Raw genomic sequence first — 20,312 nt, 5'->3', positions numbered from 1 at the left:
CGTGAGTATCCGTAATCCCGCAAGGGATCGTCAACCGATATTTCAATCGCGCAAACGAAACTTTCTAGTGGAAACGCCTGTGTTTACAGCTGCTTGCCGACCAGCGAGACGGTCCAGGTGCTGACGCGCTGCCACCAGGGGCGCTCGGCGAACTGGGCGGCCGTCACCGGCGTCGCGCGCGCCCAGTCGGCCTCGAAGATCTCGATCTGCTGGCGCGCGAAGCCTTCGTCGAGCACGTTCAGGTTGGCTTCGTCGTTGATGCTGAACGAGCGGTTGTCGAAGTTGGTCGAGCCGACCGACACCAGGAGCGAATCGACGATCAGCGCCTTCACGTGGTACATGGTCGGGCCATACTCCGCGATCTGGACGCCGGCGGCGAGCAGTTCGGGCCAGCGCTCGCGCGACGCGGCCTTGACCAGGTCGGAATCGATGATCTTGCCCGGTGTAATCAGGCGCACCCGCACCCCGCGCTTCGCCGCCGCGATCATGGTGCGGATCGTCAGGTCGTCGGGCACGAAGTAGGCGGCGGACAGGTCGATCGTCCTGCGCGCGGCCGTGATCGACATCAGGTACATCAGGTGCATGCTCTCGCTGCCGCCGGTAGGCGAACTGGAGAACATCTGGGCCGGGATCGTGCCTTCCGGTTTGAGCTCAGGAAAGTAATCGGGACCGTCGAGCACCGCGCCGGTGGCCTTGGTCCAGTTGTCGTTGAACACGGCCTGGATCTGGCCGACCACCGGGCCTTCGACGCGGTAATGGCTGTCGCGCCAGTGATCCTTGTCCTGGGCAGTACCGCGCCACTGGTCGGCGATGCCGACGCCGCCGGTGAAGCCGATCTTGCCGTCGATGACGAGCAGCTTGCGGTGGGTGCGGTTGTTCAGGCGCGCCAGCTTCCACCAGACCGGCTTGTGGTAGCGCTGCAGGCGGACGCCGGCCTTCTTCATCTCGTCGATGAGGGCGTCTTCCATCTTGATGCTGCCCATGAAGTCGAGCATCACGTGGACCTTGACGCCGGCGCGCGCACGCTCGGCCAGCGCGTCGGAAAATTCGCGGCCGATCGATTCCGACCAGTAGATATAGGTTTCGAAGGTGATCGACTTTTCCGCGCCGCGGATCGCCGCCAGCATCGCGGGAAAGATCTGGTCGCCATTGACCAGCGCCTCGACCTTGTTGCCTTCGAGGATGGGAGGACCGAGCAGCACGCCGAGCGAGCGGCGGAACTGCGGGTCGTGGGTGTCGTATTGCCGTGTCAGCTGCCGCTCGATCTGCTTTTCGCTCGGCATGAAATTTAGGGCGAGAAAGCCAAGGATCAGGGTGATAGTGCACGTGATCAATACTGTCCAGAACATTTTGGCACTCATGGCAAATCGCAGGGACAAAAAAACCAACGCACGCAGCGTTGGTTTTATAAGGGATTACTCACTCTTGTTAGCGTACACGGCCACGGCGCAGCAGGTTGACGATGGCCAGCAGGATGACGGCGCCCAGGAAGGAAACCAGGAGCGACGAGACACTGAAGTCGTCAGAGTTGATGGTGCCCGAGCCGAACAGAGGCGAAAGCAGCCAGCCGCCCAGGAAGGCGCCAACAATACCGACCACGACATTGAGAATCATGCCTTGCTCAGCGTCAGTCTTCATGACCATGCTGGCGAGCCAGCCCAAGATACCACCGACAACGATCCAGATGATGAATAACATGTTGAGTCCTCCTCGAAGTGGAAAAACATACCCCAGGCCAATGAATTGCCGTGGCCATGGAAAAAAGTCTAGTGACCCCTTCCCATCAGGTCGGTGCGGCAACGAACGTTAGATGCCGAATTTGCGCGACTGTTCAGCGTTGTTCCGAAATCGTGGGGGAGGGTGCGTCAGCGAACAGAAGAGGACTTGGAGGTAGGAATAAGGTTTCATAACTGGTAACACCCCAGGTAACGCTTCAGCATTTGAACCCCACGAAAGGATTCGTTATGAGCAGCTATGACACCGACAAGCAGAACTCGAAGTCCCGTATGGTCACCGGTCTGTTTCCGGATCGCGCCAGCGCCGAGCGCGCATACGGCTCGATCGCGGATCGCGGCTACAGCAAGGATGACGTCAACCTGATGATGTCGGACAGCACCCGTACTACCCACTTCGGCGACACCGACACTGAACTGGGCAGCAAGGCCGCCGAGGGCGCCGGCATCGGCGCCGGCATCGGCGGCACCATCGGCGCCGTGCTGGCCGGTATCGCCGCGGTCGGCACCACCCTGGTGCTGCCGGGCTTCGGCATCGTTGTCGCCGGTCCGCTGGCGGCAGCCCTGGCCGGCGCCGGCGCAGGCGGCATCACCGGCGGCCTGATCGGTGCACTGATCGGCGCGGGTATTCCGGAAGAGCGCGCCAAGCACTATGAGGAAGGCATCAAGGGCGGCGGCATCCTGATGGGCGTGAATGCCCGTTCGGACGAGGATGCGGCCGACATCGAACGCTCGTGGACCGAACACGGCGGCACCCACGTGATCGGCACCGGCCTCGGCGCTGCCGGCGGTGCGGCCCTGGGCGCCGGCATCGGCGCGGCGGCCGGTCCGGTCGGCATGGCGGCTGGTGCGGCCATCGGCGGCATCGCCGGCGGCATGGCCGGCAAGGGCGCGGCCGAAGTGGTCAACCCGAAAGCCGGTGACGACCTGTCCGAGCACTACCTGGCCAAGGGCACGGGCGCCGGCACCGGGGCGGCGCTCGGCGCGGCGGCCGGCACCGCGGCCGGTCCGATCGGCATGGCTGCCGGCGCCATCGTCGGTGGCCTGGCAGGCGGCGCAGCCGGCAAGGGCGCGGGCGAAGTCGTCAACCCGAAAGCGGGCGACGAACTGCACGACCATAACCTGGCGCAAGGCATCGGCGGCGGCGGCGGCGCGGCACTGGGCGCGACCGTCGGCGCGGCGGCCGGTCCGGTCGGTGCGGCAGCGGGCGCCGTGATCGGCGGACTGGCGGGCGGCATGGCCGGCAAGGGCGTGGGCCACATGGTCAACCCGGAGGCGGAAAACACCTACTGGCGCAATTCGTACCAGACCCAGCCGTACTACACGCCGGGCTATACCTATGACGACTACGAGCCGGCCTATGCGCTGGGCTACAACAGCTATGGCAAGTATCCTGGCGACTATGACGCCAACGAAAGCACCCTGTCGAGCGAATGGGAGCGCAGCAAGGGCAATTCGCGCCTGAGCTGGGAACAGGCCAAGTCGGCTTCGCGCGCGGCATGGCACAAGGTCGAACGCGCCATCCCGGGCGACTTCGATCGCGACGGCCGCTAAGCCATCCCGGCATTCATCATCCTGAAGTAAAAAAGCCTCGCTGCCCTAGGGCGGCGAGGCTTTTTGTTTGGGGTGAAGCGATGCTTACTGCTTGATCGCTTCGACCTGGATCGCCAGCTTCACTTCCGGCGAGAAACGCGGCAGGCCGAAATTGACGCCGTAGTCGCTGCGCTTGAACTGGGCGCTCACGTCGGCGCCGCACACTTCGCGCTTGAGCGACGGGTGATCGATGCACTTGAACCTGTTGATGCTCAGGGTCAGCGGCCTGGTCACGCCGCGCAGGGTCAGTACGCCGTCGGCCGAGGTCGGCACGTCGCCGGTGAAGTTGATCGCCGTCGACTTGAAGACGGCGGTCGGATACTGGGCCGCGTCGAAGATGTCTTCCTTCCGGGCGTGGTCGTTCATCTTGTCGTGGCCGAAATCGATGCTGGTGATGTCGACCGTGATGTCGAGCGTGCCGGTCCTGGCCGCACGGTCCAGGGTCACGGTGCCGCTGCTCTTGTTGAACTTGCCGCGCCAGACCGAGATGCCCATGTGGTCCGCTTCGAAGCTCGGGTAGGTGTGGTTCGGATCGATGACATAGGTATCGGCCGCGAAAGCGGCGCTGGCGCCGAGGGCGGCCAGGGCCGCGATCATGTGCTTGATTTTCATCGGTAACTCTATCCCTTGTTGACGTGATTACGGAGCCGCGGTGACGCGGAACTTGATGACAACCTCATCGGCGACCATGCTCGTGTCCTTCCACTCGCCTTCGCCGATATTGAAGGCCAGTCGCTTGATTGGTAATTGTCCCTCAAAAACTTGCTTGCCGCCTTCCGTCTTGACCGTCAGCGGGAAACTCACGTTCGCGCTCTTGCCCTTGAGGGTCAGCTTGCCCGCGACATTGAGCTTGCCCGCGCCGGCCGGGGCGATCGAGGTCGACACGAAGCTGGCTTTCGGGAATTGCGCCGAATTGAACCATTCCTTCTTGGCCACTTCCTGGTTCATGTCGGGGTCGCCGATGTCCAGGCTGGCCGTCGCGATCTCGACATTCGCCTTCGATGCGGCAGGCTGGGCTGCATCATAGTCGATCTGCGCCGTGAAATTCTTGAACCTGGCTTCGACCGGCACGTTCATCTGCTTGAACACGGCCGCGACGCTGCTCTTCGCGGCGTCGGTCTTGAGCGGGGCGGCGCCGGCGATGGCGCTGGCGAACAGGGTGGCCAGCAGCAGGCCCTTGATCGGTTTCATGGTTTCTCCTGGGAAGTGGAAATGGGAAGCATGCGCTGCATCACGCCGTCGCGGTCGACGATCAGGTGCTTCAGCGCGGCGGCCACGTGCACCCCGACGAGGGTAGCCAGCAGCATGTTGAGCCAGTAATGCACATCCTTGAGGATGGCTTTCAGGGCGGGATCGGGCGCGATCAGCACCGGCAGGTCGAGCACGCCGAAATACATGACCGGTACGCCGGACGCCAGGCTGTAGAAATAGCCGGACAGCGGGACGGCGAACATCAGGACGTAGAGCAGGCCATGCAGGCCATGCGCGGCGCCGCGCTGCCAGGCCGGCATCTCGTCGGCATAGGCGGGCGGGTGGTTGGCCAGGCGCCACAGCAGGCGCAGCGCGGCCAGGCCCAGCACGGTCACACCGGCCCATTTATGCCAGGAGTAATAGCGCAGCTTGGTCGGCGTCAGACCGGGTATGTCGGTCATCACCAGACCCAGGGTAAAAGTGCCGATGATCAAAAGGGCGATCAGCCAGTGCAGCAGGATCGCAGTGGTCGTATAGCGTCGCATATAGTTCTTGGGGGAAACTTGTTCGAGGTAGGACTAAACTATAGCAAAAAAGCGTTCGGGGTGCTGGCGGGGCGATTTTTTCTGCCTGAACACTAGCACGGGATTGCAAAACATGCACAACCGCGGCAGGTCGAATGTAAAATCCGCTAACGCGACAATGTATGAATGATTACTGGAGCCACCATTTGTTTTCGAACGGCAGCACCATGACGAGTCAGGCGGCATGCCGCAGCGCCGGCTGCCGCGGCATGCCGCGCACCCCTTGGCTTGCCGCCTGGCTGTGCCTGTTCCTCGCTACCCCGGCCTCGGCCGACGAGCGGCTGCAGGGCGTGCCGGGCGACCTTGCCGATCTCTCCATCGAGGAATTGGCGAACATCCAGGTGATGTCGGTGTCCAAGCGTCCGGAACGCCTGCAGGATGCCGCCGCCGCCGTGTTCGTCATCACGCGCGACGACATCCGGCGCTCGGGCGCGGCCACCCTGCCCGAGGCGCTGCGGCTGGCGCCCAACCTGCACGTGGCCCAGGTGCACAACTATGGCTACACGATCAGCGCGCGCGGCCTGAACGGCAGCAGCAACAGCGTGTCCAACAAGCTGCTGGTCATGATCGACGGGCGTTCGGTCTACACGCCGCTGTTCTCGGGCGTGTTCTGGGATGCCCAGGACGTGCTGATGGAAGACGTCGAGCGCATCGAAGTGATCAGCGGTCCGGGCGGCGTGATGTGGGGAGCGAACGCCGTCAACGGCGTCATCAACATCACGACGCGGGCGGCGCGCGATACGCAAGGCGGCCTGCTGGCCTTGCGCGGCGCCAGCAACGGCGGCGATGTCGCGTTCAGGCAGGGCGGCCAGGCCGGCCCATGGGCCTGGCGCGCCTATGGCAAGATCGCCGACCGCAGCCGCAGCGAACTTGGCAGCGGCGCTCCGGTCGAGGACGCGGTCCGGCGCAGCCAGGCCGGCTTCCGCGCCGACTGGGAGCAGGGCCGGGACCGGGTCAGCGTGATCGGCAATGTCTACCGGGGCCGGCTCGGCCAGCCCGAGCCGGGCGAGATCTCGATCAGCGGCTTCGATCCGGTGCTGGGCCAGGTGCGTTCCGACGGGGTGAACCTGAGCGCGCGCTGGGAGCATGCGCTGGGCGATGGCGGCGCGCTGCTGGTCCAGGGCTATCTCGACCATACCCTGCGCGAGGTGCCGCCCGTGTTCGAAGAGCGCCTGACCCTGGCCGACCTGCAGTTCCAGCACACGCTGCCGCAACGCGGCGCGCACCAGCTGGTCTGGGGCGCCAACTACCGGCGCGGCCGCGACCGCGTGGAAAACGGCGAGATCATCGCCTTCCTGCCGGCGCACACCAGCCAGCAGTGGGCCAGCGTCTTCCTCCAGGATGACATCGCGCTGCGCGACGACTGGCGCCTGACCCTGGGCGGGCGCGCCGAATACAACGACTACACGGGTGTCGAATTCTTGCCCAGCATGCGGCTGTCGTGGCGCCTGTCGCCGCGCCATGCGTTCTGGGCGGCCGCCTCGCGCACGGTGCGCGCGCCGTCGCGCCTGGACGTCGATGTCTTCGCGCCCGGGCGCCCGCCCTTCCTGCTGCGCGGCGGCGCGGCGGTGCGCGCCGAGGTGGCCAGGGTCTATGAGCTGGGCTATCGCGGGCAGCCGGCCAGCAGCCTGTCGTATTCGGTGACCCTGTTCCACCACGACTACGACCATTTGCGCACACAGGAGATCGATCCGACGCGCAGCTTCCTGACCTTCGGCAGCCTGATGGAAGGGCATTCGACCGGCATCGAGGCCTGGGGCAGCTGGCAGGCGGCGCAGGGCTGGCGCCTGTCGGCCGGATGGACGGCGCTGCACCAGGAACTGCACCTGAAGCCGGGCAGCAACGACGCCCAGAGCCCGCTGAACGTCGGCAAGGATCCACGCCATACTTTCCAGCTGCGTTCCAGCCATGCCTTCGACGGGGGGCGCGAGCTCGAGTTCACGGTGCGCAAGGTCGGCGCCCTGTCGGCGCCGGAAGTGCCGGCCTACACGGCGCTCGATGCGCGCTTCGGCTGGCGCATCCGTCCGAACCTGGAGCTGTCGGTGGTGGGGCAGAACCTGAACGGCTCGCACGCCGAATACGGCCCGGCCGCCTTCCGCGCGGAACTCGAGCGCCGGCTTGCGGTGAAAGCGGTGTGGGAATATTGAGAGGTAAGACGCCGGCGGCGCAGCGGCCGCCGGCGGGCAGGACGCCGTAGCGCCCCGCAGCTTAGATCGCCGCTGCCAGCTGGGCCGCCAGGCCCGTGTAGTTCGACGGGGTCATTTGCAGCAGCAGGTCCTTGGCGTCCTGCGGGATCGCCAGCTTGCCGATGAATTCCTGCAGCGCTTCCCTGGTGATGCCCTTGCCGCGGGTCAGTTCCTTGAGCTGCTCGTAGGGATTCTCGATGCCATAGCGGCGCATCACGGTCTGGACCGGCTCGGCCAGCACTTCCCAGTTCGCGTCCAGGTCCTGTTCGAGGCGCTGGGCATTGACTTCCAGCTTGTTCAGGCCGCGCAGGCAGCTGTCATAGGCCAGCAGGGCGTAGCCGAAGCCGACGCCGATGTTGCGCAGCACGGTCGAGTCGGTCAGGTCGCGCTGCATGCGCGAGACCGGCAGCTTGTCGGCCATGTGGCGCAGCATCGCATTGGCCAGGCCCAGGTTGCCTTCCGAGTTCTCGAAGTCGATCGGATTGACCTTGTGCGGCATGGTCGACGAACCGATCTCGCCGGCGCGCAGCTTCTGCTTGAAGTAGCCGAGCGATACATAGGTCCAGATGTCGCGGTTCAGGTCGAGCAGGATGGTGTTGGTGCGCGAGATGGCGTCGAACATCTCGGCCATGTAGTCGTGCGGCTCGATCTGGATGGTGTACGGGTTGAAGGTCAGGCCGAGGCGCTGCTCGATGACGTCCTTCGAGAACGCCGGCCAGTCGAAGCCCGGGTAGGCCGACAGGTGGGCGTTGTAGTTGCCGACCGCGCCATTCATCTTGCCCAGGATCTCGACCTCGGCGATGCGCTTGACGGCGCGCTGCAGGCGCGCGACGACGTTGGCGAATTCCTTGCCCAGGGTGGTCGGGCTGGCGGTCTGGCCGTGGGTGCGCGACAGCATCGGCAGCGCCGCATTCGTGTGGGCGATCTCGGTCAGTTTGGCGATAATGGCTTGCAGCGCAGGCAGCAGCACGCCGTCGCGGGCGGCCTTGAGCATCATGCCGTGCGAGGTGTTGTTGATGTCTTCCGAGGTGCAGCCGAAGTGGATGAATTCGCTGGCCGCGACCAGTTCCGGCACGTCCTTGACCTGTTCCTTGAGCCAGTACTCGACCGCCTTGACGTCGTGGTTGGTGACTGCCTCGATCTCCTTGATGCGGGCCGCGTCAGCTTCGCCGAATTCCGCCGCCATCTTGTCGAGGTGAGCATTCGCTTCCGCGGAGAAAGGCTTGATCTCGGCAAAGCCGGCCTGCGACAGGGCTTGCAGCCAGGCGATTTCGACCTTCACGCGGTGGTGCATGAAGCCTGCTTCCGACAGGATCGGGCGCAGCTTGTCGGTCTTCGCGGCATAGCGCCCGTCCAGTGGGGACAGGGCCGACAGGGTAGGGGAGAGTGCGGTAGAGGTCATGGCAGGCGGTCCGTGCAAAAACGCGGATTTTACCATCCCAGGCTGTCACGGACCTTGCGTGCGGCGCTGTGGCAACACTGTTGCACAGCCACCAAGGACAGACTTTTCGGCAAAAGCCGATGCTATACTGTTATCAACTCCTTAACTTTGAGCAACCATGAAACTCATCGGATCTGTCACCAGTCCCTATGTCCGCAAGGTCCGCGTCGTGATGGCTGAGAAAAAACTCGACTTCGAATTTGTCCAGGAAAACGTCTGGGCGCCCGAGACCATCATCCAGCAGACCAACCCGCTGGGCAAGGTGCCATGCCTGGTCATGGAGGATGGCAGCACGCTGTACGACTCGCGCGTGATTGCCGAATACATCGACACCTTGACGCCGGTATGCAAGCTGCTGCCGCCGAACGGGCGCGACCGTGCCGAGGTCAAGACATGGGAAGCGCTGGCCGACGGCGTGCTCGACGCCGCCATCCTGGTGCGCCTGGAAAAGACGCTGCGCCCAAGCGAGCAGCAAAGCCCGGAATGGATAGCGCGCCAGTGGAGCAAGGTGCACGCCGGCCTGCGCGTGATGTCCGAAGACCTGGGCGACGGTCCATTCTGCATGGGTAAGGGACACCAGTACACGCTGGCCGACGTCGCGGTCGGCTGCGCGCTGGGCTGGCTGGCCTTCCGCTTCCCCGAGATCGACTGGCGCGGCGACTATCCGAACCTGGCGCGCCTGTTCGACAAACTGTCCGAGCGCGCGTCGTTCAGGGACACCGTTCCTTCCCTCGCGTGAGCGGGCTGGCCGCCACGGTCGTCTACGGCGAAGCGCTGGTCGACGACTTCAGCACCGAGCAGGTGGTCGGGGGCGCGCCCTTCAACGTCGCGCGCCACCTGGCCGCCTTCATGGCGCCGCAACTGATGGTCACGCGCATCGGCAACGACCGCGCGGGCCAGCTCGTGCGCGCCGAGTTCGAGCGTTTCGCGATGAGCGAGGCCGGCCTGCAGGTCGACGCCATCGAGGAGACCGGCCGGGTGCTGGTCGAGCGCGGACCGAAGGGCCACCGCTTCACGATCCTGCCGAACCAGGCCTATGACTTCATCGACCGCGCCCAGGCGCTGGCCAGCGTCGAGGCGGTCGAACCCGGCATCGTGGTTTTCGGCACCCTGGCGCAGCGCAACGAGACCTCGCGCGCCACCCTCACGGCCCTGCTCAGGGCCAGCCGCGCGCTGCGTTTCCTCGACCTGAACCTGCGCGACGGCCAGGTGGACGAGCGCTGCGTGACCCGTTCGCTGCAGGCGGCCAATATGGTCAAGGTGAACGAGGAAGAGCTGCAGGTGCTGTTCCAGTGGTATTTCCAGATCCGTCCCGAGGATCCGCCGCTGGGCGCCGACGAGGTGCGCACCTCGTGCCAGGCCTTGTTGCAGATGTTCTCGCTCGATGCGCTGGTCGTCACCCTGGGGCACCGCGGGTCGGTGTACTTCGGCAGCGACGGGCAGGTCCTGATGCACCGCGACAATCCGGCGCCGCCGTTCGTGATCGACACGGTGGGGGCGGGGGATGCGTTTTCGGCGATTTTCCTGCTCGGGAAAGTGCGGGGATGGCCGCTCGAACTGGCCTTGGGGCGGGCGAACGAATTCGCGGGGGCGATCTGTGCGATTCCGGGAGCGGTGCCGCGGGACCTGGGCTTCTATGACCAGTGGATGGGGCGCTGGCGGTAAGCTCCGCCGCGGACCGCTCACGCGGCCCGCGGCAGCAAGCAAGCGAATGCTTACTCTCCCATCTGGCTCTGCAGGTAATTCTGGATGCCGACCTTGACGATCAGGTCCAGCTGCGTCTCCAGCCACTCGATGTGTTCTTCGGTATCTTCCAGGATCTCGAGGAACAGATCGCGCGTCACATAATCGGCGGCGACTTCCGCGGCGGCGATGCCTTCCTTGACCGTCACCTGGGCGGCGCGCTCGAGCTTCAGGTCGCATTCGAGCATTTCCTGGGTCGATTCACCGATCAGCAGCTTGTGCAGCGCCTGCAGGTTCGGCAGGCCGTCGAGCATCAGGATGCGGTCGATCAGCTTGTCGGCATGCTTCATCTCGCCGATCGACTCGTCGTATTCCTTCTTGCCCAGGCGCTCGAAACCCCAGTGACGGTACATGCGCGCATGCAGGAAGTACTGGTTGATGGCGGTGAGTTCGTTGGTCAGCTGTGCGTTCAGCAGCCGGATGATGTTGGGATCGCCCTTCATGGGATGCCTTTATTGGTGAAGTAGTCACCATCATAACAAATCACCGGGCGTGACGGGCCAATCCGCCGCGTTTGGCAGAAAAAAAGCCCCGTGAAAACGGGGCCGAGGAGGAGACTCAGGCCAGTTGGCCGACGCGGCGCAATTCGGTGACCGTGGTCTTGCTCTCGATATGTTCGTGCAGGACTTCGCGTGCGTAGCTGACGCATTTGCCGCACATCGTACCTACACCCAGTTCCTGGCGCAGCTCGGCAATGGAGGAAATTCCGAGGTCGGCCGCCTGGCGGATTTCTCGGTCAGAAATGTTGTTGCACACACAGACGATCATCGAAATATTTCCTTGCCAGTTAATCTACAAAATGCGAATCATTCTCATTTGTGTTGCCATTTTCTGTAAACCCAACCGTGAATGCAAGCGAAATTTTTAGTTGTTGTTGCATTTCTTTTGAGCAATATCGGATTGCAAATATAAGACTGCAAATAGAAATAATTCGCATTTAGGTTTATGATGCTAGTATCTGTCTCATCAGCGCTACATCATCCCGGACGCGACCATGACCCTAGTTCCTTCCCTCACTACCCTCGACGCCCTGCAACCGGGCCAGAGTGCCACCGTGGTCCACCTGGCGCCGGGCGCGCAGCAGGATGGAACCGACGTCCAGCGCCGCCTGATGGAGCTCGGCTTCGTGCCGGGCGAGCGCATCCGCGTGCTCAAGCGCGGCATGGGCGGCCCGCTGGCGGTCAAGGTCGGCCAGTCGACCTTCGCGCTGCGCCGCTTCGAAGCGGCGCTCGTATCGATCCAGCCGGAATAAACGATGGGTGTCATGGAACAACAGGTGGCGTCGCGCACGCCCCTGATCGCATTGCTCGGCAATCCCAACTGCGGCAAGACCGCACTGTTCAATCGCCTGACCGGCTCGCGCCAGAAAGTCGCGAACTATGCGGGCGTGACGATCGAACGCAAGGAAGGCAGTTTCACGTCGCCGCAGGGGCGCGCATTCCGCGTGCTCGACCTGCCGGGCGCCTACAGCCTGAATGCCCAGACCCCGGACGAATCGATCACGCGCGACGTGGTCGGCGGCCTGCGCGCCGGCGAACAGGCGCCGGATGCGATCGTCTGTGTCGTCAACGCGACAAATTTGCGCCTGAACCTGCGCCTGGTGCTGGAACTGCGCCGCCTCGGCCTGCCGATGGTGCTGGCGCTGAACATGGTCGACGTCGCCAGGAAGCGCGGCATCGAGATCGACACCGCCGCGCTCTCGCGTGAGCTGGACATGCCGGTGATCGAGACCATCGCGGTCCAGGCCGGCGGCGAGCAGGCCCTGCTGGCCGGGCTCGAGCGCATGCGCTTCGACACGCCGGTCACGCCGCGGCCGCTGTCGGCGATCGACGAGGTCTCGGTCGAGGATACCCAGCGCGAAGTGCGCCGCATCCTCGGCGTCGCCGTGTCGGAAGCCCACGACAAGGGCAACCTGAGCGAACAGATCGACCACGTGGTGCTGCACCCGGTGTTCGGGCCGGTGATCCTGGCGGTCCTGATGTTCCTCGTGTTCCAGGCCGTGTTCAGCTGGGCCGCCGCGCCGATGGACATGATCGACGGGGGCGTGGGCGCCATCGGCGAGCAGGTCGGCAGCTGGATGGCCGACGGCCCGCTGCGCAGCCTGATCGTGGACGGCATCATCGCCGGCGTCGGCAGCGTGCTGGTGTTCCTGCCGCAGATCCTGATCCTGTTCTTCTTCATCCTGATCCTGGAAGACTGCGGCTACCTGCCGCGCGCCGCCTTCCTGCTCGACCGCGTGATGGGCAGCGTCGGCCTGTCCGGCCGCGCCTTCATCCCGCTGCTGTCCTCGTTCGCCTGCGCCATTCCGGGCGTGATGGCCGCGCGCACCATCCAGAACCCGCGCGACCGCCTGGCCACCATCATGATCGCGCCCCTGATGACCTGCTCGGCGCGCCTGCCGGTGTACGCCCTGATCATCGCCGCCTTCATCCCCGCACGCGAAGTGGCCGGCATCCTCAACCTGCAGGGCCTGGTGCTGTTCGTGCTGTACTTCACCGGCATCGTCAGTGCGATGGGCGTGGCCTGGTTCCTCAAGCGCCGCAGCGGCTACAAGCAGCAGGCGCTCATGATGGAGCTGCCGGCCTACCACTGGCCGCACCCGGGCACCCTGGCGCTGGGCCTGTGGGAACGCGCCAAGATCTTCCTGATGCGGGTCGGCACCCTGATCCTGACCCTGATGGTGCTGCTCTGGTTCCTGTCGAGCTTCCCGGGCGCTCCCGAGAACGCCGCCCATCCGCCGATCTACTACAGCGTGGCGGGCATGCTGGGCCGCGCGCTGTCGGTCGTGTTCGCCCCGATCGGCTTCGGCTGGGAAATCTGCATCGCCCTGATCCCGGGCATGGCGGCGCGCGAAGTCGCGGTCGGCGCGCTCGGCACCGTCTACGCGCTGTCGGGCGGCGACGAAGTGGCCGATACGCTGGCGCCGATGATCGGCCAGGCCTGGTCGCTGGCCACCGGCCTGTCGCTGCTGGCCTGGTACGTGTACGCGCCGCAGTGCATCGCGACCCTGGCGACGGTGCGCCGCGAGACCGGCAGCGCGCGCTACGCCTGGATCATGGCGGGCTACATGTTCGCGCTGGCCTACGTGGCCTCGTTCATCACCTACCGCGTGGCGCTCGCGCTCGGAGGCTGAGCATGCAGGAACTGGCTGTCGGGATCATCGTGCTGGTCGCCGTGCTGTACGTCGGCGCCAAGTACCTTCCGGCCGCCTGGCGCCGCCGCCTCGTGCATCGCCTGTCGAAGCGCGCCGGCGCCGACTCGACAATGGTGCGCTGGCTCGACACCTCGGGCAGCTGCGGCAGCGGCTGCAACAGCTGCAATACCTGCGAGACGGACGAAGACGCTCCGGCCGGGGCGCAAACTCCCGGCCCTTCCGCGCCCGGCAAGCACCGGGTCATCAAGCTGCACGAGCGCCGCTAGGGCGGGCGCCCGCTTCTTGTCAGCGTCGCTGACCAGGCTGGAATCGTGTCGCCTGGCGTTTATTTCTTTTCGTTGACGACATGCCACACACCGCCCACGCCATCGCCGGTGCGGTCGCCTTCCTTCTTGTCCTTGATGAACGTGTATAAAGGCTTGCCATCGTGCGCGAGCTGCTTGCTGCCGTCGTCGCGCGTGATGGCAGAGTAGGGCGCCGCCGGGGTCGCACCCTCGGCGCTGACCGGCGGCCAGTTTTTGGCGCACATGGCGACGCAGCTGCTCTTCCCGCTGCCAGACTCGTCCTTGTCATAGGTGTACACGGTCTTGCCGGCGGCGTCGACCAGCACGCCTTTCGCGGCACGCAAAGGCGTGGCGTCGGCCGCGAGGGCCTGGCCTGCCAGCAAGAGGGAAACAAGAACGATACTGCAACGCATCGGTTTCATCGAAGTCTCCTTGGGGTGTGGGCTAGCAGGCATTCTAGCGCGCCGCATGCCGCACTCATCGATGTGTTGTACAGACAGGGTGCTTTGTTGTAGTAATGTCACGCCGCGTCGATGGCCTGGAGCGGGCGCCTCGCCACGACGGCAACGCTTCTGGCGCGCACGCAACAGTGCTATGCTGGCAAACGTTTCCACATCCCATGCCCATTCCATGATCGTCGTCCATCACCTGAACAATTCGCGCTCGCAGCGCATCCTGTGGCTGCTCGAGGAGCTGGGGCTGGACTACGAGATCAAGCGCTACCAGCGCGACCCGAAGACGATGCTGGCGCCGCCCGAGCTGAAGGCCGTCCATCCGCTCGGCAAGTCGCCCGTGATCAGCGACGGCGACACCGTGGTGGCCGAATCCGGCGCCATCGTCGAGTACCTGGTCGGCCGCTACGGCGACGGCCGGCTGGCGCCCGCGCCCGGAACGCCACAGAGGCTGCGCTACACCCATTTCCTGCACTATGCCGAAGGCTCGGCCATGCCGCCGCTGCTGCTCAAGCTGGTCTTCGACCGCGTCGAGCACGGCCCGATGCCCTTCTTCGTGCGCCCGGTGGCGCGCGCCATCGCGCAGAAGGTCAAGAACAGCTTCGTGCTGCCCCAGATCGCGCTGCACCTGGGTTACCTGGAAGGGGAGCTGGGCAAGTCCGAATGGTTCGCGGGCGAGGCCTTCAGCGCCGCCGACATCCAGCTCAGCTTCCCGCTGGAAGCGGCGGCCGCGCGCGGCGGATTGCATGCGAACTACCCGCGCCTGGCGGCCTTCCTGGAGCGCATCCATGCGCGCCCGGCCTACCAGCGGGCGCTTGAGCGCGGCGGAAAGTACGAACTGGCGAAATAAGCGCAGCAGGCGAAACACATCATGAGCAAGCTGCTGGCCATCGATGGCCTGAATATCGTCCGCCGCGTCTACGAGGCCAGCCCCGAACCTGACTCCGACCTGAAGGCCAGCATCGCGCTGCGCCACGCCTTCTCGTCGTTCCGCAACCTGCTCGAGGCGCATGCGCCGACCCACGTGCTGGCCGCCTTCGACTACGGCGGCGAGACCTGGCGCCACGCGCTGTATCCGCGCTACCGCGAGGGCCGGGCGGCGATGCCGCCCGATTTGCGCAATGCGCTGCCCGAATTCCACGAGCGCCTGCGCGCCGCCGGCCTGCATGTCTTGAGCGTGCCCGGCGTCGAGGCCGACGACGTGATCGCCACCGGCGTGATGCGCTGGCTGGGCGAGGGACGGGGCGAGGCGATCGTGGCCACCACCGACAAGGACCTGCACTCCCTGATCGCGCACGGCGCGCTGGTGTGGGACCACTTCAAGGGCGAGTGGCACGACGACGCGTGGGTGCGCAAGCGCTTCGGCGTGGCGCCCGAGCGGCTGCACGACCTGCTGGCGCTGATGGGCGACCCCACCGACGGCGTGCCGGGCGTGTCGAAGATCGGCATGAAGACCGCCGCGCGCCTGCTGAATGCCTACGGCAGCCTGGACGCGGTGGTGGCCGGCGCCGGCATCCTCAAGACCCCGCTGGGGGAGAGGCTGCGCGCCGAGCGTGAGATACTCCAGGTGTCGCGCCAGCTGGTGGAGCTCAAGACCGACGTGCGGCTGGGCGTCACCTGGAACATGCTGGCCTACGAATCGTATTGAAGGGAAGAGACGATGCTCAAGGCATTGATCGTGGATTCGAGCGCGGTGTCGCGCGGACTGCTCAACACCGTGCTGCAGGGCGGCGGCTACGACGTCGTCGGCCAGGCGCATACCAGCTCGCTGGGCTACGGGCTGGCGGCGAAGCACCACCCGCACCTCATCTGCATCGCGCGCGAACAGGTCGAGGACGGCAACGACGTCGTCGAGCAGCTGCGCGCCGAACTTCCCAAGACCCTGGTCTTCATGGTGTCGGGCACGCTCGACGCGGCCGCGGTCCAGGGAGCGCTGGCGCGCGGCGTGCACGGCTTCATCGTCAAGCCGTTCAAGGCCGACACCGTCCTCAAGACGATCCGCAACACCGTGATCGCGATCGTCAAGAAGCAGCAGGGCGCCGCGGCGGGCAGCGCCGGCTAGCGCCTGGACGGGCCGGCGCTAGACGCCCGAGCGGGCGTCGATGATGCCGCCGCCCAGGCAGACGTCGCCGTCGTACAGCACGGCCGACTGGCCCGGCGTGACCGCCCATTGCGGATCGGTGAAGTCGAGCGCGAAACGCTCGCCGCCATCCGGCAGCACGGCGCAGGCGACGTCGGCCTGGCGGTAGCGCGTCTTGGCCGACAGCTGGCGCGGTTCCGGCGGCGTGCCGGCGATCCAGCTGGCCTGGCCGGCTTCCAGGCGGTTCGAGAGCAGCCACGGATGGTCGTGGCCCTGCACGATGTACAGGGTGTTGGCGTCGATGTCCTTGCGCGCCACGAACCACGGCTCGCTGGTGCCGTCCGGGTTCTTGCGCGACTTCAGGCCGCCGATGCCGATGCCCTTGCGCTGGCCCAGCGTGTAGAACGACAGGCCGACGTGTTCGCCGACCACGGTCCCGTCGTCGAGCCGGATCGGGCCCGGCTTGTACGACAGGTAGCGGTTCAGGAAGTCGCGGAACGGGCGCTCGCCGATGAAGCAGATGCCGGTCGAGTCCTTCTTCGCCGCGTTCGGCAGCTTGAGCTTCTCGGCGATCTTGCGCACTTCGGTCTTCGCGATCTCGCCCAGCGGGAACAGCGATTTCGACAGCTGCGCCTGGCTCAGGCGGTGCAGGAAGTAGCTCTGGTCCTTGGTCGCATCCAGCGCCTTGAGCAGCTCGAAGCTGCCCTTGTTGTCGCGCACGCGCGCGTAGTGGCCGGTCGCGATCAGGTCGGCGCCCAGCTTCATCGCATGGTCGAGGAAGGCCTTGAACTTGATCTCGGCGTTGCACAGCACGTCCGGATTGGGCGTGCGGCCGGCCTGGTACTCGCGCAGGAATTCGGCGAACACGCGGTCCTTGTATTCGGCCGCGAAGTTGACCGCCTCGATGTCCACGCCGACCACGTCGGCCACGCTGGCCGCGTCGATCCAGTCCTGGCGCGTCGAGCAGTATTCGGAATCGTCGTCGTCTTCCCAGTTTTTCATGAACAGGCCGACCACGTCGTAGCCCTGTTCCTTCAGCATCCATGCCGCGACCGAGGAGTCGACTCCGCCCGACATCCCGATCACGACTTTTTTCTTGCTCATGTTACGTCCGTCTTCAGTGAAAGCCCATTCTCGAACACCGAGGAATGGGTGTGCAGCAGGGCCAGCGGGGTGCGCAGGCCGGCCAGGTAGTCGTCGACGCACTGCAGCACGATCGGGCTGCGGTGGCGCTCGGCGCTGGCGGCGATCTCGTCGCGGGTCATCCACAAGGTGCGCAGGATGCCGTGGTCGAGCGGCTGGTCGAACTTGCGGCCGACTTCCCCGCAGAAGGTGAAGCGCAGGTAGGTGACGTCGGTGCCGCGCGACTTCGAGTGATAACGCGACATGTACATGCCGACCAGCGCGCGCGGGATGAACTCGTGCGCGGTCTCTTCCAGCGCCTCGCGCACCACCGCCTGCTCCAGGGACTCGTGCGGATCCAGGTGGCCGGCAGGCTGGTTCAGCTTCACGCCTTCGCTCGTCTCTTCCTCGATCAGCAGGAAACGGCCTTCGTGCTCGATGATCGCTGCCACGGTAACTGATGGTTTGAAGATATCGGTCATGCCTGTCCTTGAAAATGAGCCGGTATTCTACCTTGAGCAGGCCCCGGTCTGCTCAGCCGAGGTTGCTTCGCCACCCTTGCTTGTCGTTAATTTGGTTGGATCTGACGCAAAAACTACAGCAATGTGGCTGGTTTGCATGCAGCTTTCTCACCACAATTCTAAGTTAATCAAAGAACATTTATATTTGATCAATAGGCGTCATTACGTGTTAGATTGATGCAAGTTCATTCCATTGCTTGGAGGGATACATGAGGATAGGCATACCGGCCGAAACACGGCCGGGCGAGACCCGCGTTGCAGCAACTCCGGAAACCGTCAAGAAACTGGCCTCAGGCCACCAGGTGCTGGTGCAGTCCGGCGCCGGCCTCCATGCCGCGGCGCCCGACAGCGCCTATGAAGCCGCCGGCGCCACCATTGTCGACGCCCCCACCGCCCTCCAGGCCGACATGGTGCTCAAGGTGCGCAGTCCGGATGCGGGCGAGCGCGCCCTGATGCGCAGCGGCGCGGTCCTGGTCGGCATGCTCAATCCGTTCGACAGCGAGAACCTGGCCGCGCTGGCCGGCGCCGGCCTGACCGCGTTCGCGCTGGAAGCCGCGCCGCGCATCACGCGCGCGCAGTCGCTCGACGTGCTGTCGTCGCAGGCCAACATCGCCGGCTACAAGGCGGTGATGCTGGCGGCGAACACCTACCAGCGCTTCATGCCGATGCTGATGACCGCGGCCGGCACCGTCAAGGCCGCGCGCGTGCTGATCATGGGCGTGGGGGTGGCGGGGCTGCAGGCGATCGCCACCGCCAAGCGCCTGGGCGCGGTGATCGAGGCGTCCGACGTGCGGCCGCCGGTGAAGGAGCAGGTCGAATCGCTGGGCGCCAAGTTCATCGACGTGCCCTACCTGACCGACGAGGAGCGCGAGATCGCGCAGGGGGCTGGCGGCTATGCGCGCCCGATGCCGGCCGACTGGATGCGGCGCCAGGCCGAACTGGTGCACGAACGCGCCAGGCTGGCCGACATCATCATCACCACCGCCCTGATCCCGGGGCGCAAGGCGCCGGTATTGATTTCCGAGGACACGGTCAAGGCGATGAAACCCGGCTCGGTGATCGTCGACATGGCGGTCGAGCAGGGCGGCAACTGCCCGCTGACGGAGCTGGGGCGGACCGTGATCAGGCACGGCGTGTACATCATCGGCGAGCCGAACCTGGCGGCGATGGTCGCGGCGGACGCCTCCGCGCTGTATGCGCGCAACGTGCTCGATTTCCTCAAGCTGGTGCTGGACAAGGAAGATAAATTCTTCATCGACCGCGAGGACGAGATCGTGCGCGCCACCCTGATGTGCGCGAACGGCGAACTGCTGCGCAAGTAGGGCAACCACCGAACGAGGAACAAGCATGGAAATCAGCCACACCATCATCAACCTGATCATCTTCGTGCTGGCCATCTATGTCGGCTACCACGTCGTCTGGACCGTCACGCCGGCGCTGCACACGCCGCTGATGGCGGTGACCAATGCCATTTCGGCCATCATCATCGTCGGCGCGATGCTGGCGGCCGGCCTGACCGAGGGCCTGACCGGCCAGCTGATGGGCACGATCGCGGTCGCCCTGGCGGCGGTGAACGTGTTCGGCGGCTTCCTGGTCACCCAGCGCATGCTCGAGATGTTCAAGAAGAAGGAACCGAAGCGGTCCGCCGATGCGGCCGCGCAGAAGGCCTTGCAGGCGACCACGCAGAAGGGAGAGCAGGCATGAACTTCATCAGCATGAATGTCGTCACCATGATGTACCTGATCGCATCGGTGTGCTTCATCCAGGCGCTCAAGGGCCTGTCCTCGCCGGCCAATGCGCGCATGGGCAATACCTTCGGCATGGCCGGCATGGCGATCGCCGTCCTGACCACGGTGGCGCTGATTGTCAGGATGCAGGCGCAGCTCGAGGGCGGGGCGATGGGCTTCCCGCTGGTGCTGCTGGGCGTGGTGGTGGGCGGCGCGATCGGCGCCTATGCGGCGAAGAAGGTCGAGATGACCAAGATGCCGGAGCTGGTGGCGGCGATGCACTCGCTGATCGGCATGGCCGCGGTGTGCATTGCGATCGCCGCGGTGTCCGAACCCTGGGCCTTCAACATCGCCACGCGCGACACCCCGCTGCCGTTCGGGAACCGGCTGGAGCTGTTCATCGGCACCTTTGTCGGCGCGGTGACCTTCTCCGGTTCCGTGATCGCCTTCGGCAAGCTGTCGGGCAAGTACAAGTTCCGCCTGTTCCAGGGCGCGCCGGTG

The 20,312-nt window shown here is 65.3% G+C and carries 24 protein-coding genes; 13 read left to right on the top strand and 11 right to left on the bottom strand.

The genetic code is table 11. The features are described 5' to 3' along the window. Positions 1-83 precede the first annotated feature (83 nt). The gene (locus tag H162_RS0126180; RefSeq protein WP_020656447.1) at positions 84-1,283 is read right to left on the bottom strand and encodes a phospholipase D-like domain-containing protein; all 1,200 of its coding nucleotides are present in this window, start codon (positions 1,281-1,283) and stop codon (positions 84-86) included. Between the two features lie 145 nt (positions 1,284-1,428). Continuing rightward, a complete protein-coding gene (locus tag H162_RS0126175) occupies positions 1,429-1,698 on the bottom strand; it encodes a GlsB/YeaQ/YmgE family stress response membrane protein (protein ID WP_020656446.1) in 270 nt (89 codons plus the stop codon). A 266-nt stretch (positions 1,699-1,964) separates the two neighbouring features. Here H162_RS0126175 and H162_RS0126170 point away from each other — a divergent pair, with 266 nt between their 5' ends. After that, positions 1,965-3,287: a hypothetical protein gene (locus tag H162_RS0126170; RefSeq protein ID WP_020656445.1), complete on the top strand. Its 1,323-nt coding sequence runs from the start codon at positions 1,965-1,967 to the stop codon at positions 3,285-3,287. Between the two features lie 84 nt (positions 3,288-3,371). Here the strand turns inward: H162_RS0126170 and H162_RS0126165 are convergent, their stop codons facing one another. Genes H162_RS0126165 through H162_RS0126155 form a run of 3 tightly spaced genes read right to left on the bottom strand, consistent with a single transcriptional unit; the run spans position 3,372 to position 5,062 of the window. Next, complete coding sequence (locus tag H162_RS0126165; protein WP_026355116.1) at positions 3,372-3,938, bottom strand: YceI family protein; 567 nt, start codon at positions 3,936-3,938, stop codon at positions 3,372-3,374. A gap of 27 nt (positions 3,939-3,965) precedes the next feature. Beyond that, a complete protein-coding gene (locus H162_RS0126160) occupies positions 3,966-4,517 on the bottom strand; it encodes a YceI family protein (RefSeq protein ID WP_020656443.1) in 552 nt (183 codons plus the stop codon). Further along, the gene (locus tag H162_RS0126155; protein WP_020656442.1) at positions 4,514-5,062 is read right to left on the bottom strand and encodes a cytochrome b; all 549 of its coding nucleotides are present in this window, start codon (positions 5,060-5,062) and stop codon (positions 4,514-4,516) included. The genes H162_RS0126160 and H162_RS0126155 overlap by 4 nt, the downstream gene beginning before the upstream one ends. Positions 5,063-5,223: 161 nt before the next feature. On the opposite strand from H162_RS0126155, the gene H162_RS0126150 reads away from it, so the two are divergent. Continuing rightward, positions 5,224-7,248 carry a TOL_0244 family TonB-dependent receptor gene (locus H162_RS0126150; RefSeq protein WP_229452275.1) on the top strand — a complete coding sequence of 675 codons (2,025 nt, stop codon included), beginning with the start codon at positions 5,224-5,226 and terminating at the stop codon, positions 7,246-7,248. Between the two features lie 61 nt (positions 7,249-7,309). On the opposite strand, the gene purB is transcribed toward H162_RS0126150, so the two are convergent. After that, positions 7,310-8,689: an adenylosuccinate lyase gene (purB, locus tag H162_RS0126145; RefSeq protein ID WP_020656440.1), complete on the bottom strand. Its 1,380-nt coding sequence runs from the start codon at positions 8,687-8,689 to the stop codon at positions 7,310-7,312. Between the two features lie 157 nt (positions 8,690-8,846). On the opposite strand from purB, the gene H162_RS0126140 reads away from it, so the two are divergent. Further along, complete coding sequence (locus H162_RS0126140; protein ID WP_020656439.1) at positions 8,847-9,467, top strand: glutathione S-transferase; 621 nt, start codon at positions 8,847-8,849, stop codon at positions 9,465-9,467. Further along, entirely contained in the window at positions 9,464-10,393 is a 930-nt protein-coding gene (locus tag H162_RS0126135; RefSeq protein ID WP_020656438.1) for a PfkB family carbohydrate kinase, read from the top strand. The genes H162_RS0126140 and H162_RS0126135 overlap by 4 nt, the downstream gene beginning before the upstream one ends. Before the next feature lie 50 nt (positions 10,394-10,443). Here the strand turns inward: H162_RS0126135 and bfr are convergent, their stop codons facing one another. Together bfr and H162_RS0126125 are read right to left on the bottom strand one after the other, a co-directional pair. Next, a complete protein-coding gene (bfr, locus tag H162_RS0126130) occupies positions 10,444-10,914 on the bottom strand; it encodes a bacterioferritin (RefSeq protein ID WP_020656437.1) in 471 nt (156 codons plus the stop codon). Between the two features lie 115 nt (positions 10,915-11,029). After that, positions 11,030-11,239 carry a (2Fe-2S)-binding protein gene (locus tag H162_RS0126125; RefSeq protein WP_020656436.1) on the bottom strand — a complete coding sequence of 70 codons (210 nt, stop codon included), beginning with the start codon at positions 11,237-11,239 and terminating at the stop codon, positions 11,030-11,032. Between the two features lie 226 nt (positions 11,240-11,465). On the opposite strand from H162_RS0126125, the gene H162_RS0126120 reads away from it, so the two are divergent. From H162_RS0126120 to H162_RS0126110, 3 genes are read left to right on the top strand one after another with little or no spacing between them, the layout of a single operon-like run. Further along, on the top strand, positions 11,466-11,723 hold the full coding sequence (locus H162_RS0126120; RefSeq protein ID WP_026355115.1) for a FeoA family protein: 258 nt from the start codon (positions 11,466-11,468) through the stop codon (positions 11,721-11,723). 3 nt (positions 11,724-11,726) lie between these two features. Next, positions 11,727-13,604, top strand: coding sequence for a ferrous iron transporter B (gene feoB, locus H162_RS0126115; protein WP_020656434.1), 1,878 nt, complete (start codon positions 11,727-11,729; stop codon positions 13,602-13,604). A gap of 2 nt (positions 13,605-13,606) precedes the next feature. Next, on the top strand, positions 13,607-13,891 hold the full coding sequence (locus H162_RS0126110; protein ID WP_020656433.1) for a DUF6587 family protein: 285 nt from the start codon (positions 13,607-13,609) through the stop codon (positions 13,889-13,891). A 59-nt stretch (positions 13,892-13,950) separates the two neighbouring features. Here H162_RS0126110 and H162_RS0126105 read toward each other — a convergent pair whose 3' ends face one another. Then, complete coding sequence (locus tag H162_RS0126105) at positions 13,951-14,331, bottom strand: COG4315 family predicted lipoprotein (RefSeq protein ID WP_026355113.1); 381 nt, start codon at positions 14,329-14,331, stop codon at positions 13,951-13,953. A 208-nt stretch (positions 14,332-14,539) separates the two neighbouring features. On the opposite strand from H162_RS0126105, the gene H162_RS0126100 reads away from it, so the two are divergent. Genes H162_RS0126100 through H162_RS0126090 form a run of 3 tightly spaced genes read left to right on the top strand, consistent with a single transcriptional unit; the run spans position 14,540 to position 16,423 of the window. After that, a complete protein-coding gene (locus H162_RS0126100) occupies positions 14,540-15,211 on the top strand; it encodes a glutathione S-transferase family protein (protein ID WP_020656431.1) in 672 nt (223 codons plus the stop codon). A 21-nt stretch (positions 15,212-15,232) separates the two neighbouring features. Further along, the gene (locus H162_RS0126095) at positions 15,233-16,009 is read left to right on the top strand and encodes a 5'-3' exonuclease (protein WP_020656430.1); all 777 of its coding nucleotides are present in this window, start codon (positions 15,233-15,235) and stop codon (positions 16,007-16,009) included. Between the two features lie 12 nt (positions 16,010-16,021). Next, complete coding sequence (locus tag H162_RS0126090) at positions 16,022-16,423, top strand: response regulator (RefSeq protein WP_020656429.1); 402 nt, start codon at positions 16,022-16,024, stop codon at positions 16,421-16,423. Positions 16,424-16,441: 18 nt separating this feature from the next. Here the strand turns inward: H162_RS0126090 and mnmA are convergent, their stop codons facing one another. Both mnmA and H162_RS0126080 read right to left on the bottom strand, forming a co-directional pair. After that, positions 16,442-17,545, bottom strand: a complete 1,104-nt coding sequence (gene mnmA / locus H162_RS0126085; RefSeq protein ID WP_020656428.1) for a tRNA 2-thiouridine(34) synthase MnmA — start codon at positions 17,543-17,545, stop codon at positions 16,442-16,444. Then, complete coding sequence (locus H162_RS0126080; protein ID WP_020656427.1) at positions 17,542-18,045, bottom strand: NUDIX hydrolase; 504 nt, start codon at positions 18,043-18,045, stop codon at positions 17,542-17,544. Before H162_RS0126080 ends, mnmA begins: the two co-directional genes overlap by 4 nt. 248 nt (positions 18,046-18,293) lie before the next feature. Here H162_RS0126080 and H162_RS0126075 point away from each other — a divergent pair, with 248 nt between their 5' ends. From H162_RS0126075 to H162_RS0126065, 3 genes are all read left to right on the top strand, one after another. Next, a complete protein-coding gene (locus H162_RS0126075; protein WP_026355112.1) occupies positions 18,294-19,406 on the top strand; it encodes a Re/Si-specific NAD(P)(+) transhydrogenase subunit alpha in 1,113 nt (370 codons plus the stop codon). 25 nt (positions 19,407-19,431) lie between these two features. Next, complete coding sequence (locus tag H162_RS0126070; RefSeq protein WP_020656425.1) at positions 19,432-19,788, top strand: NAD(P) transhydrogenase subunit alpha part 2; 357 nt, start codon at positions 19,432-19,434, stop codon at positions 19,786-19,788. Then, positions 19,785-20,312: NAD(P)(+) transhydrogenase (Re/Si-specific) subunit beta (locus tag H162_RS0126065; protein ID WP_020656424.1), on the top strand; the 528-nt coding region annotated here is incomplete at its 3' end. The genes H162_RS0126070 and H162_RS0126065, both read left to right, overlap by 4 nt.

This window comes from Massilia niastensis DSM 21313, from assembly GCF_000382345.1.
Classification (GTDB): Bacteria; Pseudomonadota; Gammaproteobacteria; order Burkholderiales; family Burkholderiaceae_D; genus Telluria; species Telluria niastensis.
Note: the sequence above shows the minus strand (reverse complement) of the source record. Positions and strands in the feature narration are given on the sequence as shown.

Bases quoted from the DNA above. Each gene is read 5' to 3' on its own strand.
- H162_RS0126180 (WP_020656447.1), bottom strand. From the start codon at position 1,283: ATGCCGAGCGAAAAGCAGATCGAGCGGCAGCTGACACGGCAATACGAC.
- H162_RS0126175 (WP_020656446.1), bottom strand. From the start codon at position 1,698: ATGTTATTCATCATCTGGATCGTTGTCGGTGGTATCTTGGGCTGGCTC.
- H162_RS0126170 (WP_020656445.1), top strand. From the start codon at position 1,965: ATGAGCAGCTATGACACCGACAAGCAGAACTCGAAGTCCCGTATGGTC.
- H162_RS0126165 (WP_026355116.1), bottom strand. From the start codon at position 3,938: ATGAAAATCAAGCACATGATCGCGGCCCTGGCCGCCCTCGGCGCCAGC.
- H162_RS0126160 (WP_020656443.1), bottom strand. From the start codon at position 4,517: ATGAAACCGATCAAGGGCCTGCTGCTGGCCACCCTGTTCGCCAGCGCC.
- H162_RS0126155 (WP_020656442.1), bottom strand. From the start codon at position 5,062: ATGCGACGCTATACGACCACTGCGATCCTGCTGCACTGGCTGATCGCC.
- H162_RS0126150 (WP_229452275.1), top strand. From the start codon at position 5,224: ATGAATGATTACTGGAGCCACCATTTGTTTTCGAACGGCAGCACCATG.
- purB (WP_020656440.1), bottom strand. From the start codon at position 8,689: ATGACCTCTACCGCACTCTCCCCTACCCTGTCGGCCCTGTCCCCACTG.
- H162_RS0126140 (WP_020656439.1), top strand. From the start codon at position 8,847: ATGAAACTCATCGGATCTGTCACCAGTCCCTATGTCCGCAAGGTCCGC.
- bfr (WP_020656437.1), bottom strand. From the start codon at position 10,914: ATGAAGGGCGATCCCAACATCATCCGGCTGCTGAACGCACAGCTGACC.
- H162_RS0126125 (WP_020656436.1), bottom strand. From the start codon at position 11,239: ATGATCGTCTGTGTGTGCAACAACATTTCTGACCGAGAAATCCGCCAG.
- H162_RS0126120 (WP_026355115.1), top strand. From the start codon at position 11,466: ATGACCCTAGTTCCTTCCCTCACTACCCTCGACGCCCTGCAACCGGGC.
- feoB (WP_020656434.1), top strand. From the start codon at position 11,727: ATGGGTGTCATGGAACAACAGGTGGCGTCGCGCACGCCCCTGATCGCA.
- H162_RS0126110 (WP_020656433.1), top strand. From the start codon at position 13,607: ATGCAGGAACTGGCTGTCGGGATCATCGTGCTGGTCGCCGTGCTGTAC.
- H162_RS0126105 (WP_026355113.1), bottom strand. From the start codon at position 14,331: ATGAAACCGATGCGTTGCAGTATCGTTCTTGTTTCCCTCTTGCTGGCA.
- H162_RS0126100 (WP_020656431.1), top strand. From the start codon at position 14,540: ATGATCGTCGTCCATCACCTGAACAATTCGCGCTCGCAGCGCATCCTG.
- H162_RS0126095 (WP_020656430.1), top strand. From the start codon at position 15,233: ATGAGCAAGCTGCTGGCCATCGATGGCCTGAATATCGTCCGCCGCGTC.
- H162_RS0126090 (WP_020656429.1), top strand. From the start codon at position 16,022: ATGCTCAAGGCATTGATCGTGGATTCGAGCGCGGTGTCGCGCGGACTG.
- mnmA (WP_020656428.1), bottom strand. From the start codon at position 17,545: ATGAGCAAGAAAAAAGTCGTGATCGGGATGTCGGGCGGAGTCGACTCC.
- H162_RS0126080 (WP_020656427.1), bottom strand. From the start codon at position 18,045: ATGACCGATATCTTCAAACCATCAGTTACCGTGGCAGCGATCATCGAG.
- H162_RS0126075 (WP_026355112.1), top strand. From the start codon at position 18,294: ATGAGGATAGGCATACCGGCCGAAACACGGCCGGGCGAGACCCGCGTT.
- H162_RS0126070 (WP_020656425.1), top strand. From the start codon at position 19,432: ATGGAAATCAGCCACACCATCATCAACCTGATCATCTTCGTGCTGGCC.